The organism is Clostridium thermobutyricum (assembly GCF_000371465.1).
Taxonomy (GTDB): domain Bacteria; phylum Bacillota; class Clostridia; order Clostridiales; family Clostridiaceae; genus Clostridium; species Clostridium thermobutyricum.
On the sequence record NZ_KB850956.1, the window covers coordinates 2,431,106 to 2,447,459 of the forward strand.

Genomic DNA, 16,354 nt, shown 5'->3' on the forward strand with positions numbered 1-16,354 from the left:
TAATATCTCCTTCACATTCAACTCTCAATTTCTTAAAATAATAATTATTCTACAGTTACTGATTTAGCTAAGTTTCTTGGTTTATCTATATCAAAACCTTTAAGGCTTGCTACATAATACGCTAATAATTGCATTGTTACTGCTGCAACTATAGGTGCTAAAATTTCATGAGTTTCTGGTATAAATAATACTTTATCTAGTACTTGGCAAGCTTTCGCCATATCTTTGAAAGTTACTCCAAATACTTTCGCTCCTCTTGATTTTATTTCTACTACGTTACTTATCATTTTATCTATTAAGTTTTTCTGAGTAAGGATTGATACAACTTTTGTTCCTTCTTCAATTAAAGCAATTGGCCCATGCTTTAATTCTCCACCAGCATATGCTTCTGAATGGATATAAGAAATCTCTTTAAGCTTTAATGATCCTTCAAGCGCTAAGAAGAAGTCCATTCCTCTTCCTAAGAAATAAAGATCTTTTTCATCTTTTATTTCTTCTGCTATAGCTTTTACATCTTCTTTTATATTTAAAACTTCCTCAATTACTTCTGGAAGCATTAACATTTCTTTTTTAATATTATCTAATTCTTCTTTAGAATTTAATTCTCTTAATTCACTAAAGTAAATTGCAATCATATGCATTACTAACACTTGTGTAGTATAAGCTTTAGTTGATGCTACTGAAATTTCTGGTCCTGCCATAGTATATATAACATGATCAGCTTCTCTTGACATAGTACTTCCTACTACATTTGTTACAACTAGAACTCTTGCACCAACATTCTTACAATCTCTAAGTGCCGCTAAAGTATCAGCAGTTTCTCCGGATTGACTAAGAATTATTACTAAAGATTTTTCTGTAACTAATGGGTTTCTATATCTAAATTCTGATGCTATATCTACCTCTACTGGTATTTTTGCTAATCTTTCAATAGATGCTTTTCCCATAAGTCCTGCATGATATGCAGTTCCACAAGCAACTATATAAATTCTATCAATGCTTTCAAGCTCTTCTTTTGAGATTTTAAAATCATCAAAAAAAACACCATGCTCCATTGATATTCTAGAAGTCATCGTGTCTCTAATTGCTTTTGGTTGCTCATGAATTTCTTTTAACATAAATGAATCAAAACCGCCTTTTTCAGCTGCTTTTTCATCCCATGTAACATTGAAAATTTCTTTATCTATCTTATTGCCCTTCTTGTCTAAAAGAGTTACTCCCTCTTTATTCATAAGAACAAATTCTTCATCTTCTAATAGGTATACTTTTCTAGTATAACTTAAAACTGCTGGTATATCTGAAGCAATAAAATTTTCATTTTCTCCTAAACCAACTATTAATGGACTATCTTTTCTAACTCCAATTAAAGTATCTTTATCTTCTTCTGATATTACTCCAATTGCAAAGCTTCCTTCTAATCTTTCTGTAGCTTTAACCACAGCATCAAAAAGATTTCCATCATAGTAATAATCTACAAGATTTGGGATTACTTCTGTATCAGTTTCTGATAGGAACTTGTATCCTTTTTCTCCTAAGAATTTTCTAAGCTCAATGTAATTTTCTATTATACCATTGTGTACAACAGCTATTTTCCCATTATTGCTTAAGTGTGGGTGTGAGTTAGTATCTGATGGTGCTCCATGAGTTGCCCATCTAGTATGTCCTATTCCTACATATCCTTCTAATGAATTCTTTTCAAGCTCTTTCTCAAGATTAGTTAATCTTCCTTTGTGTTTTCTAACTGAAAGACTTTCTCCTTCTTGAACTGCTACTCCTGCTGAATCATATCCTCTATACTCCAGCTTTGATAATCCTTCTACTAAAAAGTTTGTTGCTCTTTTTTCTCCAACATATCCTACTATTCCGCACATAAAAGTTTCTTCCTTCCTTCATATCACTTTAATATTTAATTTTCATCTTCTATAAACTTTTGTCCTAGCTAAAAGAATATTAATAGTAGGTATAATAATCCTAGGAAACTACAAAAGTCTAATATTGAAGGCTTTAACACCAAGCTAGATTTGTCCTACGAATCTCTCCATAGTTTTGCTAGCTGTTAACGGTAGTGCGATACCGTGGGGCACCCGCCGAAGTCTCGATAACTCCCCATCCTCGTCAACTAAGAATTCTTAGTTCTGGCGCTTTACATTGTTTTTTAATTTAATTTTTTTCTATAAAATCACTCCTTTTTCTAATTTATCTTTATACCTTGCAAATATAATAGCATATTTTTATTCTTCTATATATTAATATTATATTAATATTTTTACTTTTTGCAACTTTATTTTTGGAAATTTATCACTTTTATTTCTTCTTTTCTATTAATTTCAGTTTATCCGCTCTCTTCATTTTTTTAATTTCATATTCTCTCTTTAAAGCTAAACTTTTTTCTTCATATTCTTCAAAGTAAACTAATTCTAGAGGTCCCCTTCCTCTAGTATATTTTGCTCCCTTTCCTTCTTTATGAGCTTTAAATCTTTTTTCTAAATCATTTGTCCATCCTGTATATAAAGTTTCATCCTCACATTTTAATATATATACGTAATTCAATTTAAATTTCTCCTATTCGCAAATACAATTTTCATTAAAATAATATCATTTTTTACAAAATTTTTCATTGATTTTATTTAATTTTGGTTGTAAGATTAGTTAGTCGCCTAATTATTAGCCGACTAACTTTTTTGAAAGGAGATTTTTATGGAAGATTTCTATTTTTTAAAAACATTAGGTCAAGTTATGAAAGCTCATTTTTCTCTTAGCCACGGTGAATTAGAAAAAGAAGGACTTTATCCTGGTCAACCTCAACTTCTTTTTGTTCTTAATAAAAAAGATGGAATAAGTCAAAGAGAAATAGCAGATATTCTTAATACTAAACCAGCTACAATAACTGTAATGATTAAACGTCTTGAGAAATCTGGTTTTCTTTATAAAAAGAATGATGAACATGATGGCCGTGTATCTAGAGTTTTTCTTTCTGAAAAAGGAAAAATAGCTTGTAACAATTTAAAATCTGTTATAAATAAAATAGACAAAATCTGTTTAGAAAATTTTTCAGATGATGAAATTGAAACTTTAAATAAATTACTTATTAAAGTAAAAACTAATTTAGATAAGTATAAAAAGACTAAAGATGGGAGTGGTTTAAATTGTTAAAACTTTTCAAAAAATTAAAACCATATAGCTTTCCTCTTATCATAGTAGTTATACTTCTTTTAATTCAAACTGTTACTCAGTTATATCTTCCAACTATGTTATCAAAAATAGTTGATAAAGGTATTGTAGGTAAAGATGTAAGCTACATTGAAAAAATAGGAATGTATATGATTCTATTAACTTTATTAGGAGGTATCGCAACTGCAATTGCAAGCTTTATTTCTTCAAAGATTGCTATGGGATTTGGACGTGATCTTAGAAGATATGTTTTTACTAAAGCAGAAACTTTTTCACTTGCAGAAATGGACAAAGTAGGAACTGCATCTCTTATAACAAGAACTACTAATGACGTAACACAAGTTCAGCAATTATTAATAACTATATTAAATATGATGATAGTTGCACCTCTTACTTGTATAGCTGGTATTTATATGGCTATAAAAACTAATGCTAATCTTTCACTTATATTATTAGTAGCAATGCCTGTTGTTATTTTATCAATATTATTTGTAGGTAAAATTGGTATGCCAAGATTTAAAGCCATGCAAGTTAAGCTTGATAAAATAAATAAAATACTTCGTGAAAATCTTACTGGTATAAGAGTTGTACGTGCTTTCAATAAGCAAAACTTTGAAAAAGAAAGATTTGAAGAAGCAAACTTCGATTTTACTGATAATGCTATAAAAGTTAATAAAATAATTTCTATTTTAATGCCACTTTTAATGCTTCTTTTAAACCTTACTTCAGTTTCTATTATTTGGCTTGGAGCATATAAAATAAATTCTGGTTCAATGGAAGTTGGTAATTTAATGGCATTTATTCAATATGTAATGCAAATTATGTTCTCACTTGTAATGATTAGTATGCTATTTATTATGATTCCTAGAGCAGCTGCTTCTGCTGACAGAATAAATAAAGTTTTAGCTATTGAACCTACCATTGTAGATACTGAAAATTCAATTACTGAATTTAATGATAAAGGTACTCTTGAATTTAAAAATGTTTCATTTGCTTTCCCTGGAGCTGAAAATAATGCGCTTAGCAATATTTCATTTAAAGTTAAGCCTGGAGAAACTACTGCTATTATAGGTGGTACTGGTTCTGGTAAATCAACTATACTTAACCTTGTAAGTAGATTCTATGATTCAACTGAAGGTGAAATTCTTTTAAATGGAACTAATATAAAAAATCTTACTTTAGATTCTTTAAGAAAAAACATTGGATTTGTACCTCAAAAAGCTGTTCTTTTCTCAGGTACTATAGAAGAAAACCTTAAATATGGTAAACCTGATGCTACTATGGATGAAATGATTCATGCTAGTAAAGTTGCTCAATCATATGATTTTATTTTAAATAAAGAAGATGGATTTAAATCAATTGTTGAACAAGGAGGTAGAAACTTCTCTGGTGGACAAAAACAAAGACTTTCTATTGCAAGAGCAATAATAAGAAAGCCTGATGTTTATATGTTTGATGATAGTTTCTCAGCTCTTGATTTCAAAACTGATGCTAAACTTCGTGCAGCTTTAAAAGGAGAAACAGCGAATTCAGCTGTTTTAATAGTTGCTCAAAGAATAAATACTATAAAAGATGCAGATAATATTTTAGTTATAAACGAAGGTAAAATAGTTGGACAAGGAAAACATAAGGAATTACTTGAAACTTGTGACGTTTATAAAGAAATTGCTTCATCTCAACTTTCAAAGGAGGAGCTAGAAAATGAGTAATGCTAAACAAAAACCTTCAGGTGGCATGGGCTTTGGTGGTAAACGCCCTGTTGGAAAACCTGGAGAAAAAGCAAAAAACTTTAAAGGTTCTGGTAAAAGACTTTTAACATATTTAAGTCCTTTTAAAGGTAGACTTATTTTAGTTGTTTTAATGACAATTTTAAGTACAATATTTACTGTTTTTAGCCCTAAAATTCTTGGTGATACACTTAATGTAATTCTAGATGGAATGATAGCTAAATTTAAGCATGTTCCTAATGCTTCTATAGATTTTAGTAAACTTGGACATTATGTAATATTACTTTTAGTACTTTATGTTTTAAGTTCAGCTTTCTTATACTTACAAAAATTTATTATGTCAGATGTTGCACAAAAAACTGTTCAAAGTTTAAGAACTGCTGTAGATAAAAAGCTTCATAACTTACCAATAAACTACTTTGATACACATCCACAAGGAGATGTTCTAAGTAGAGTTACAAATGATATTGATACAATAAGTAGTACACTTCAACAAAGTTTAACTCAACTTATAACTGCCGTAATTACTATAATTGGTATAACTATAATGATGCTTACTATAAGTCCATTACTTACTTTAATTTGTATAATAACTCTTCCAATATGTTTTATTGTTGCTATGCCAATTGTAAAGAAATCTCAAAGATTCTTCTTTAAACAACAACAAGAACTTGGAAAATTAAGCGGACATGTTGAAGAAATTTATTCAGGTCATACTGTTATAAAAGCTTTTGGTAAAGAAAAAGATGCTATTAAAGAATTTGATGAAATAAATAATAGATTATATGCTTCTGCTTGGAAAGCTCAATTTATGGCTGGTATATTAATGCCAATTATGAGACTTATAAGTAATATAGCTTATGTTTTTATTGCAGCTGTTGGTGGAATAATGGTTGTTAATGGAAAACTTCAAGTTGGATATATTCAATCATTTATTCAATACTCAAGACAATTTACTCAACAAATCAGCCAAACTACTAACATTGCTAATGTTCTTCAATCTACAATGGCTGCTGCTGAAAGAGTTTTTGAAATATTAGATGAACCTGATGCTGTTGCTGATCCAATTAATCCAAAAGTTATAGAAAATCCTACTGGAAATGTTAACTTTAATCATGTTAAATTCGGATATTCAGAAGATAAAATTCTTATGCAAGATATGAATGTTAATGTTAAGGCTGGTCAAACTATAGCTATTGTTGGTCCAACTGGAGCTGGTAAAACAACTCTTATAAACTTAATGATGAGATTCTATGAACTTAATGATGGTTCTATTACTTTTGATGGAACTGATATAACAAACTTCAGTCGTGGATATTTAAGAAGTATGTTTGGAATGGTTCTTCAAGATACTTGGTTATTTAATGGAACTATTAAAGATAATATAGCTTATGGTAAAGAAAATGCTACAATGGAAGAAATAATTACTGCTGCTAAAGCTGCACATGCTGACCACTTTATAAGAACTCTTCCTGAAGGATATGATACAGTTCTTAATGAAGAAGCTTCAAATATTTCTCAAGGACAAAAACAACTTTTAACTATTGCTAGAGCTATTTTAGCAAATCCAAAAGTTTTAATTCTTGATGAAGCTACAAGTTCAGTTGATACAAGAACTGAAAGCTATATTCAAAATGCTATGACAAGACTTATGAAAGGTAGAACAAACTTTGTTATTGCACATAGACTTTCAACTATAAAAGATGCGGACTTAATTCTTGTTATGGATCAAGGTAATGTTATTGAGCAAGGTAACCACAATGAACTTATGGAAAAAGGCGGATTCTATTCAACTCTTTACAATAGCCAATTTGCTAATAATGATGAAATAGCTTAAAAAATAAGGTAGAAAACTTTACTGTTTTCTACCTTTAATTTTAATCACATACATTGTATACTATATCCTCACAAATATTCTTTACTTGTGTTATAAAGCATAAACTTATATAGTAATATTTATCTCTTTGTTTTGCTTTGACAATTCCATTATTTACCGATACTATAGTTACTTCTTGTAAATTTAATATACTACCTTGTATTCCTATATCTACTGTATGACCTTTTAACATATAGAACAATCTCTTTAATCCTTTAACACATTTACTACAGTGTTCTTTTTCATATGAATCTCCACAACTACAATTTATATCTAAGTTTTCACATGAAATTATACCTGTTATACTACATAAAGGATAAGCATTATATTTACAATTCTCTTTTAATATTAATAGGCAGTTTTCAGTACATTCGATTCTTCCATTTATAGATCCAATTGGCTCATCTAAATTACCTAATCCAATTTCACATCCTCGTAATGAATCCAATACTTTTTTAATTTTTTCTATACAACATTCATTTGAAGAGCATCCGCAAGGCCCTCTTTTTCCTTGTGGTCCTTGTTCTCCTCTTGGTCCTTTATCTCCTCTTGGGCCTTTACATCCATCTGGCCCCTTGTCTCCTCTTGGTCCTTTGCAACCTTCTGGCCCTTCACAACCTTCTGGTCCTTTGTCACCTCTTGGTCCTTTATCTCCTCTTGGTCCCTTATCTCCTTGTGGTCCTTGTTCTCCTCTAGGTCCTTGTTCTCCCGGATCTCCTTGTTGTCCTTGCTCACCAGGATCTCCTTGTTCTCCTTTATCTCCTCTTTCTCCTTTTTCTCCTGGATCTCCTTGTATACCTTGAATTCCCTGTTCTCCTCTTATTCCTTGTTCTCCAGGATCTCCTCTTTCTCCTTTCTCCCCTCTTTCTCCTTGTTCTCCTGGGTCTCCTTGTATACCTTGAATTCCCTGCTCTCCTCTTATTCCTTGTTCTCCTCTTGGACCTCTTTCCCCTCTTGGTCCTTGTTCTCCTCTTGGTCCTGGAATTCCTGGATCTCCTTGTGGTCCCTGTTCTCCTATTGGTCCTTGTTCTCCCGGATCTCCTTGTGGTCCTTGTTCTCCTCTTGGTCCTTTATCTCCTCTTAGACCTTTACAACCATTTGGTCCCTGTTCTCCTGGATCTCCTTTTTCCCCTTTTTCTCCTTGTTCTCCTTGCTCTCCTGGATCTCCTTGTGGCCCTCTATTTCCTCTTGGGCCTTGCTCTCCTCTTGGTCCTTTATCTCCTCTTGGTCCTTTACATCCTTCTTCACAACAGAACCTTTCTAAAAATAAAAATGGCTTATTTCTACCATTTGTAGATGTAAATACTGCTATTCCTAAATCTCTTCCTTCTATTATAATATTAATTTCACTTACTCTTCTTAAATCTATTGAACTACATCTATCTAAAATATTTAACTCTATATAGTTACAAATTTCTTCTCTACAAACTGTTTTTCTTCTTTCTATATCTTCTAATGTATTTCCATTACAATCTTTTAAATTTATTTTAAAGTTCAAAATTACGCTTGAATTATACAATATATTTTCTAGAAACATAATTAATTTCATATTATTTTTTACAAATATATTATTATAATTATTATCTAATTCGAATCTTAAAACAACCTCCATTCTTTCTGAACAACCTTTGCACTCATCTTCATAATTACCAACAAATAAACTAGATTTTACTTTTTTAAATTTGTCATTTATTATTTGTTTTTCTATACTTGGCAAAATTCTCACAAATATTTCCTCCATTTATTTTTGTTTTCTCATAATAATATATTCCTCAATCCTTGAATTTGATATAAAAATAAAGTGCTAAGGATATATTCTTTAAACTTTAAATCATTAATATTGCATTTATAATTTAATAATTATAATTCTAAACAAATAATTGCATTATTTTCACTTTTATTGTTTATTTTTACTTAATATGGTAATATTAATAATACCCATTTTTTTTAAAAGGAGATTTTATGATGAATAATAAAACAAAATTAGTTATTTCATTTGGTTCTATTATTATAATCGGATGTACAATAAGTTTAAATAAAGTTTTAGCTAATTCAATTGTTAATATAAATGAAGCTGAAAGTCCTAATGTTGAAAAAGAAGATTCAGTTCAAGCTTCAGCTCAAAAAGCTAGTAAAGAGCTTGCATTGCTTATAAGTTATAAAAATGATGAAAACTTAATCCTATGCAATAAAACAACTTTACTTCCTGATGATTATATTCCTAAAAATATAGTTGAATCAAACTTACCATTCCTTTCTTATATAGAAACAACAAAACTTAATAAAACTGTTGCTTCTGAAGCAAAAGTAATGTTTGATGCTGCAAAAAATGATGGAATAAATCTACTTGGCGCTTCTGGATATAGAAGTCATCAAGTTCAAATAAATCTTTTTAATTCTAGAGTAAATGCAGTAGGTAAAGAACAAGCATTAAAGTACTCTGCTCCTCCTGGAGGAAGTGAGCATGAAACTGGATATGCAATAGACATTTTAAGTTCTGATTATTCTAGATTAGATAGTGGATTTGAAAATACTAAAGCTTTTAAATGGTTAAATGAAAATGCCCATAAATATGGTTTTATATTAAGATATCCTAAAGATAAAGAAAAAATAACACAATATAATTATGAGCCTTGGCATTATAGATATGTAGGAAAAAATCATGCAAAATTAATAAAAGAAAATAAACTTACTTTAGAAGAGTATCTAAATGAAATCAATAAAAAAATTGATGTATTACAACTAAGCTTAAATGGAGAATAATCTATGCGAAGAAAAAGATACACTAAGAAATTATTTTCTAAAAACATAAAATTTATTATGATAGGTCTTAGTTTAATTTGCATAGTTTTAGGCTTAACAACTTTTTTTATAAGTAATAAATTAGATACATCTGATTTAAAATATAATAAAACAGAAAGTTCTAAAGATAATTCTGAAAAAAATTCAGAAATTAAAGAGCAAACTAATGATAAAAATCTTCCAGAAAAAGTTTATAAAATAACTTCTCTCGGAAATCTTATAGTTCATGATTCTCAAATAAAAGGTGCAAAAACAAATAATAATTCATATAATTTTGATAAAAGTTTTGAATATATAAATACTAATCTAAAAAATTCTGATCTTGCAATTGGTATAATAGAAGGTTCTTTTAGCGGTGGTAATCCTTCTGGATATCCTTATTTCAATATGCCTGATGAGTTTTTAGATAGTTGTAAAAATTCTGGACTAGATTTAGTAACATTCGCTACTAATCATACTATAGATAAAGGAGCGTCTGGATTTAATAGAAGTTTAGATAAAATAAAAGAAAAAAATTTAATACCTATAGGTGTTAGAAAAGATTCATCTACTCCTAACTATACGGTTTATGAAATAGATGGACACAAAATAGGATTTTTTGCTTATACTTATAAAACTGATGCAAATGGTGGTGAATCTATAAATGGAATCTCTATTCCATCATCTATAAAAAATTTGATAAATACATTTAGTTATAATAGATTAGATAAATTTAACTCAGAAGTTAATTCTATAATTAAAAGTATGAAATCTGAAGGTGTAGAATTCATATTTAGTTCTATTCATTGGGGAGAAGAATATAAAACAACAGAAAATAACTCCCAAAGAGAAATGGCAAAAATTTTAAGTGAAAATGGCGTTGATGTTATTTTAGGAGGTCATCCTCATGTTATACAACCTTATGAAACTATAAAGAATTCTAATGGTAAAGACACTTTAGTCTTTTACTCTCAAGGGAATTCTTTATCAAATCAATGCTATGAAGAACTTAGAAATGCATTAACTGAAGATGGCTTAATGCTTGAATTTGATTTAGGTGTTAAAGATAATAAATTATATTTAAAAAGTTATACTGTTATTCCAACTTGGGTTTATAGAGAAAAAAATTCTAATGGAACTTTAACTCATAGAATAATCCCAGTGGAAAAAGCATTAAAAGACCCAAAAGCTTTTAACCTAACTAATGAATCTGTAACTAGAATTAATCGTTCATTAAATGATACAGAAAAAATATTAGGTAAAGGCAAAATAGGAAGCCAGCAATTCAACTAAATATATAAATCCAAAAAAGGATATTAATTTATATATAAGATAGTTTTTCTACTTAGACTTTCTTATCATATGATTAATATCCTTTTTGCTATTTCTTAATTAAAAATATTCTACTTGGTGAGCCATCAGCTTCTTTTATCTTCAAAGGAGCTATAATTATTTCATATTCTCCAGTTAAATTTTCTAACCCACATAAATTTTCTATTATTATTTTATTCTTTTCTAATAATATCTTATGATTCGTTAAATTATGATTAAAACTCGCATCTACAGATATGCAATCAACTCCTATTCCATAAATTTCTTCAATATTTCCTAGGAAATTTATTGCTTCTTCAGTTAAAAATGAATACCCATTTAAATATTCTTCTTTTTTCCACAATTTTTCTGCTCCAGTTTTAAATATAATATAGTTATATTTCTTTATGTCATCAATATTTTTTAATATATATTCCATACTTATCTGTTTTATGTTTCTACAATCTAAAACAAAAGCACTTCCTATAAATTTTTCTAAACTTATATCCTCTAATCTATTTCCATCTTCAAAAATATGATTAGGTAAATCTATATGAGTCCCTGTGTGATTACTCAAACTAATTTTTTTAACATTATATCCATCACTTTTTATACTAGCTAAATTTTCTATACTTGCTTTTTCTTCTTCAGAATATGCACTCATTCCTTCTTCTATAAAATGTGTTAAATCATATATTTCCATAGTTCTCTCTCCTACTTTAAATTTTATTATTATTCTTATAATAAAAATAAAATATTTACTTTTAATTATAATATTTTATTTATATATCTTTAAATATTTTTCAGAAAATTCTGTTTAATTGACATTTATTTAACGAAATGTTAATATAATACATATATTTAATAATTAAGTTCGTGCTAGGGGTGCCTTTGGCTGAGAGATGATTTTATCATTAACCCTTTAAACCTGATCTAGATAGTACTAGCGTAGGGAAGCTTGAGTGTTTTAATAACTTAAAATTATCCATTCTATAGCCTTCTAGCACAATTAATAGGGGGTTTTTTTATGCAAATTTTTAGTGATTGGGGAGAAAGAGCACAAAAAATGTTTTCTAATCTACCTCAAAAATGGGACGAAATAATTAAAAATCCAATGGTCATTGTAGCTTTAATTGGATTATTAATTATTTTCGTAATTTTATTTAAAGCAAGTAAAGTAAAATTTACTTCAAGAATGCTTACAATGATGGCTATTGCACTTGCTTTATCAACAATATTAAATATTTTTAGACTATATCGTTGGCCACAAGGTGGAGATATAACTCTTGGTTGTATGGTTCCAATTCTTTTAGTAACCTTTGCATATGGTAAGGAAGTTGGATTTATAACTGGATTTATATATGGATTTATTTCTCTAATAACTGATCCTTATATTCTTCAGCCAATTCAAGTTTTATTTGATTACCCTTTACCTGGTATAGCAATGGGACTCGCTGGTTTCTTTAGAGAAAAGAGATTACTCGGAGTATTTGTATCATATTTTGCAAAATTCCTTTCTCACTTTATATCTGGATGGGCATTCTTTGGAAGCTTTGCTCCTGAAGGAATGAATCCTGCATACTACTCACTAGTTGTAAACTTACCATTAGTTGGTATAGAAATGATTATTTGTATGGTAATAATAAAACTATTACCTGTTGATAGATTATTAAAAATAATAAATCCTGATTATAAACCTTTAACTCAAATAAAAAAAGTGGCTTAAGCCACTTTTTTATTTTCCATTTAAATAAATTTCTTCGTCTTTATAATCTGGCATAAATTTTTCTACCAAGTTATAAAAATCTCTTGAGTGATTTGCATGAATAAGATGACAAAGCTCATGTAATATTACATATTCAATAGCTTTATATCTCTTACTTATTAATTCTCCATTTAAATTTATATACTTTTTATTTTTATTACAACTTCCCCATCTAGTTTTCATAAATTTTATAGTTAATTTATTTGCATATAATCCTGTATTTTCTTGCATCTTTTCAAATATATCTACGAATATACTATTCATTTTTTCTCTGTAGAATTTTTTCAAAAGTTCTATTGCATTCTTACTTTTATAGCAATTTATTATAATTTTATCCTTTTGTATAATAACTCCACCATTACTTTTTTCTATTATTTCTATTGTATATTCATTACCTAAGAAAGGAATAACATCTCCATTGTTTATAACCTCTCTATTTAATAAATCTATTATTTTTTCTTCTCTCTTTTTTAATAATTTTTCTTTTATCCAATCCTCTTTAGTTTCTAAAGCCTTCATTATATATTCTTCACTAATGTTTAAAGGAGCTGAAACTAAAATTTTTCCATCTCTTATTCTTATATTTAAATTTTTAACGTTCTTTCTCTCTATAAAAACTTTTTCTTTCCACATATAGTTTTCTCCTTAAATAGGTTATAACTATATTTTAACTTTATATTTATTATTTTTCACTCTTTATTCTTTAAAATCGCCAATATAATTACAGAATAAACTTATAGCAAGGCATAAAACAACTAGTGGCCAATAGTTTCCTTCTTTAAAAATTCCAACTACTGCAAATCCACATGATGCTATAGCTGATAAAACTTCAAAAAATCTTAACCCTTTTTTCTCCTCATTGTTTATATTACTTTTTTTCATCATAATTCACCTAATTTAAAAGTTTTATATTTTATAATATGCAAAAACCCTTGCTATGATAGCAAGGGTTTTCTCTTAACTTATTCTAAAAGTATTAAATCTTTATAATATCAACCTGCATTTTAAATTAATCTAATTTCCTAGTATCAATCCAACTCATCATTCCTCTTAATTCTTTTCCAACTTTCTCAATTTGATGTTCTTTTTCTATTCTTCTAACTGAATTAAAGAAAGGTCTTCCAACAGCATTTTCAGTTAACCAATTTCTCGCAAATGTTCCATCTTGTATTTCTGATAAAACTTTCTTCATTTCTTTTTTAGTTTCTTCAGTTATTATTCTATTTCCTACCACATAATCTCCATATTCTGCAGTATCTGAAATTGAATATCTCATCATTTCCATTCCACCTTGATATAAAAGATCAACTATTAATTTCATTTCATGTAAACATTCAAAATAAGCATTTTCTGGAGCATATCCTCCCTCTACTAAAGTTTCAAAACCTGCTTTTATTAATGCTGTACATCCTCCACATAAAACAGCTTGCTCACCAAAAAGATCTGTTTCAGTTTCATCTTTAAAAGTAGTTTCTAAAACTCCGGCTCTTGCTCCTCCAATTCCATTTGCATATGCTAAAGCTAAATTTTTAGCATTTCCTGTTGCATCTTGATATACTGCAACTAAACATGGAACTCCTGATCCCTCTGTATAAGTTCTTCTTACCATGTGCCCAGGTCCTTTTGGTGCTATCATAAATACATCTACATTTGATGGTGGAACTATTTGAGTATAATGAATATTAAATCCATGGGCAAATACTAAAGCATTTCCAGCTTCTAAATTTGGAGCAATTTCTTCTTTATATAATTTAGCTTGTTTTTCATCTGGAATAAGTATCATTATTATATCAGATTCTTTTGCTGCCTTTTCAACTGTTGAAACTTCTAATCCTGCCTCTTTAACTTTTCCCCATGATTTACTTCCTTCATATAACCCAACTACTACATCTATTCCACTTTCATGTAAATTTAATGCATGAGCATGTCCTTGACTACCATAACCAATTATAGCTACTTTTTTCCCCTTTAATAATTCTAAATTTGTGTCCTTTTCATAAAACATTTTTGCCATATTTATTCCCCCTTTTACTTCTCTATACCCTATTCACTTATTATTTGATTAATTGGAGCACCTGGCGCAACCATTGGTAAAACTTTTTTATCACAATCTATAACATAATCTATAATTACCGGTTTTTTAGAATTTAAAGCTTTATCTAAAACATCTTCAAGTTGATCTCTATCTACAACTCTAAATCCTATTCCTCCAAATGCTTCAGCTAGTTTAACAATATCTGTTTTTCTATTTAAAGTTGTCTGTGAATATCTTCTATCATAAAATAAATTCTGCCATTGCCTTACCATTCCTAAAACATTATTATTCATAACTACTGTTATTATAGGCAAATTATTAGAAACTGCTGTAGCAAACTCATTACAATTAATTGCAAAACTTCCATCTCCAGCTATATTTATAACTTTCATATCTGGTCTTGCTATTTGAGCTCCTATAGCTGCCCCAAGTCCATATCCCATAGTTCCAAGACCACCTGAAGATATAAATGTTCTATCATTCTTAAAATTAAAATATTGAGCTGCCCACATTTGATGCTGTCCTACTTCTGTTGTAATTATTAAATTATCTTTATTTTTTTTATTTAAAATTTTAAAAAAGAATTCTGGAGTTAATCCATCTACTACTTCTTTCTCTTCTAAATTTTTAAAACTATTTACTTCTAAATTCCATTTTTCATGCTTAGCTTCATTTACTAAAGGTATAATTTTTTCTAAAACTTCTTTTAAATCTCCAATTATAGATGCATCAGATTTTATATTTTTATTTATTTCTGCCCCATCAATATCTATATGAATTATTTTTGCATCTTTTATATTTTCTTGATCAGTAATAACTCTATCTGAAAATCTTGCACCTAAAGCTATTATTAAATCACTTTTAGTTGCACTTAAATTTGAAGCTTTTGTTCCATGCATCCCTATCATTCCAATATTTAATGGATGATAACTCTCTATTGAGTTTTTCCCCATTAATGATGTACAAATAGGTGAATTAATTTTTTCTACTAGGTTCTTTAATTCATTTCTCGCATTAGCTGATATTATTCCCCCACCTGCATAAATAAGAGGTTTTTTACATTTATTTATCATTTCAGCTACTTCTTTAATTTTTTCATATTCTACTCTAAATTCTTTATTACTTATTTCTATATCATCCATATTCTTATATTCTGCTTTTGCTGATGTAATATCCTTTGGTATATCTATAAGAACTGGTCCCGGTCTACCTGATATTGCAATATGAAATGCCTCTTTTACTGTCTTTTGCAACTCATTAACATCTTTTACTATATAATTGTGTTTAGTTATTGGCATAGTTATTCCTTGAATATCTACTTCTTGAAAACTATCTTTTCCTAAAAGATTCTTAGGAACATTTCCTGTAATTGCTACTATAGGTATTGAATCCATATAAGCTGTTGCTATTCCAGTAACTAAATTAGTTGCCCCTGGACCTGAAGTTGCAAGACAAACCCCAACTTTTCCTGTTGCCCTTGAATATCCATCTGCTGCATGAGCTGCATTTTGCTCATGACAAGTTAAGATGTGATTTATTTTATCTTTATACATATAAAGTGAATCATATATATTTAATACTGCTCCACCTGGATAACCAAAAAGTGTTTCTACACCTTCATCAATTAAAGATTTTACTAATATTTCTGCCCCAGTTAATAGCATATAACTCCCCCTTCCTCAATATTT

14 protein-coding genes and 1 riboswitch are annotated in these 16,354 nt (G+C 28.8%); of the genes, 6 read left to right on the forward strand and 8 right to left on the reverse strand.

From position 1 onward, the window contains the following. Positions 1 to 44 precede the first annotated feature (44 nt). Positions 45 to 1,871 (reverse strand): glutamine--fructose-6-phosphate transaminase (isomerizing), encoded by a 1,827-nt coding sequence (glmS, locus tag HMPREF1092_RS11340; RefSeq protein WP_002598813.1) that lies wholly within the window; start codon positions 1,869 to 1,871, stop codon positions 45 to 47. 433 nt (positions 1,872 to 2,304) lie between these two features. Further along, positions 2,305 to 2,550: a GIY-YIG nuclease family protein gene (locus HMPREF1092_RS11345; protein WP_002598814.1), complete on the reverse strand. Its 246-nt coding sequence runs from the start codon at positions 2,548 to 2,550 to the stop codon at positions 2,305 to 2,307. A gap of 147 nt (positions 2,551 to 2,697) precedes the next feature. Between HMPREF1092_RS11345 and HMPREF1092_RS11350 the strand changes: the two genes are divergently transcribed. Genes HMPREF1092_RS11350 through HMPREF1092_RS11360 form a run of 3 tightly spaced genes read left to right on the forward strand, consistent with a single transcriptional unit; the run spans position 2,698 to position 6,735 of the window. Beyond that, complete coding sequence (locus HMPREF1092_RS11350; RefSeq protein ID WP_002598815.1) at positions 2,698 to 3,153, forward strand: MarR family winged helix-turn-helix transcriptional regulator; 456 nt, start codon at positions 2,698 to 2,700, stop codon at positions 3,151 to 3,153. Beyond that, the gene (locus HMPREF1092_RS11355) at positions 3,147 to 4,880 is read left to right on the forward strand and encodes an ABC transporter ATP-binding protein (protein ID WP_002598816.1); all 1,734 of its coding nucleotides are present in this window, start codon (positions 3,147 to 3,149) and stop codon (positions 4,878 to 4,880) included. The genes HMPREF1092_RS11350 and HMPREF1092_RS11355 overlap by 7 nt, the downstream gene beginning before the upstream one ends. Beyond that, a complete protein-coding gene (locus HMPREF1092_RS11360; protein WP_002598817.1) occupies positions 4,873 to 6,735 on the forward strand; it encodes an ABC transporter ATP-binding protein in 1,863 nt (620 codons plus the stop codon). Before HMPREF1092_RS11355 ends, HMPREF1092_RS11360 begins: the two co-directional genes overlap by 8 nt. Before the next feature lie 40 nt (positions 6,736 to 6,775). Here the strand turns inward: HMPREF1092_RS11360 and HMPREF1092_RS16580 are convergent, their stop codons facing one another. Continuing rightward, positions 6,776 to 8,500 carry a collagen-like protein gene (locus HMPREF1092_RS16580; RefSeq protein ID WP_002598818.1) on the reverse strand — a complete coding sequence of 575 codons (1,725 nt, stop codon included), beginning with the start codon at positions 8,498 to 8,500 and terminating at the stop codon, positions 6,776 to 6,778. A 239-nt stretch (positions 8,501 to 8,739) separates the two neighbouring features. Here HMPREF1092_RS16580 and HMPREF1092_RS11370 point away from each other — a divergent pair, with 239 nt between their 5' ends. Further along, the gene (locus tag HMPREF1092_RS11370) at positions 8,740 to 9,537 is read left to right on the forward strand and encodes a M15 family metallopeptidase (RefSeq protein ID WP_051070326.1); all 798 of its coding nucleotides are present in this window, start codon (positions 8,740 to 8,742) and stop codon (positions 9,535 to 9,537) included. 3 nt (positions 9,538 to 9,540) lie between these two features. Next, a complete protein-coding gene (locus HMPREF1092_RS11375) occupies positions 9,541 to 10,848 on the forward strand; it encodes a CapA family protein (protein WP_002598820.1) in 1,308 nt (435 codons plus the stop codon). 88 nt (positions 10,849 to 10,936) lie between these two features. On the opposite strand, the gene HMPREF1092_RS11380 is transcribed toward HMPREF1092_RS11375, so the two are convergent. Continuing rightward, the gene (locus HMPREF1092_RS11380) at positions 10,937 to 11,569 is read right to left on the reverse strand and encodes a cyclase family protein (RefSeq protein ID WP_002598821.1); all 633 of its coding nucleotides are present in this window, start codon (positions 11,567 to 11,569) and stop codon (positions 10,937 to 10,939) included. Between the two features lie 168 nt (positions 11,570 to 11,737). Further along, a riboswitch (TPP riboswitch) is annotated at positions 11,738 to 11,838 on the forward strand. Positions 11,839 to 11,893: 55 nt separating this feature from the next. Between HMPREF1092_RS11380 and thiT the strand changes: the two genes are divergently transcribed. Further along, the gene (gene thiT, locus HMPREF1092_RS11385; RefSeq protein ID WP_002598822.1) at positions 11,894 to 12,592 is read left to right on the forward strand and encodes an energy-coupled thiamine transporter ThiT; all 699 of its coding nucleotides are present in this window, start codon (positions 11,894 to 11,896) and stop codon (positions 12,590 to 12,592) included. A 9-nt stretch (positions 12,593 to 12,601) separates the two neighbouring features. Here thiT and HMPREF1092_RS11390 read toward each other — a convergent pair whose 3' ends face one another. The 4 genes from HMPREF1092_RS11390 to ilvB form a co-directional block, all read right to left on the reverse strand. Continuing rightward, a complete protein-coding gene (locus HMPREF1092_RS11390) occupies positions 12,602 to 13,264 on the reverse strand; it encodes a M48 family metallopeptidase (protein ID WP_002598823.1) in 663 nt (220 codons plus the stop codon). A gap of 63 nt (positions 13,265 to 13,327) precedes the next feature. Then, on the reverse strand, positions 13,328 to 13,513 hold the full coding sequence (locus HMPREF1092_RS11395) for a hypothetical protein (RefSeq protein WP_040413711.1): 186 nt from the start codon (positions 13,511 to 13,513) through the stop codon (positions 13,328 to 13,330). A 127-nt stretch (positions 13,514 to 13,640) separates the two neighbouring features. After that, on the reverse strand, positions 13,641 to 14,645 hold the full coding sequence (gene ilvC, locus HMPREF1092_RS11400; protein WP_002598825.1) for a ketol-acid reductoisomerase: 1,005 nt from the start codon (positions 14,643 to 14,645) through the stop codon (positions 13,641 to 13,643). A gap of 29 nt (positions 14,646 to 14,674) precedes the next feature. Beyond that, positions 14,675 to 16,330: a biosynthetic-type acetolactate synthase large subunit gene (gene ilvB / locus HMPREF1092_RS11405; RefSeq protein ID WP_002598826.1), complete on the reverse strand. Its 1,656-nt coding sequence runs from the start codon at positions 16,328 to 16,330 to the stop codon at positions 14,675 to 14,677. Positions 16,331 to 16,354: the final 24 nt, after the last annotated feature.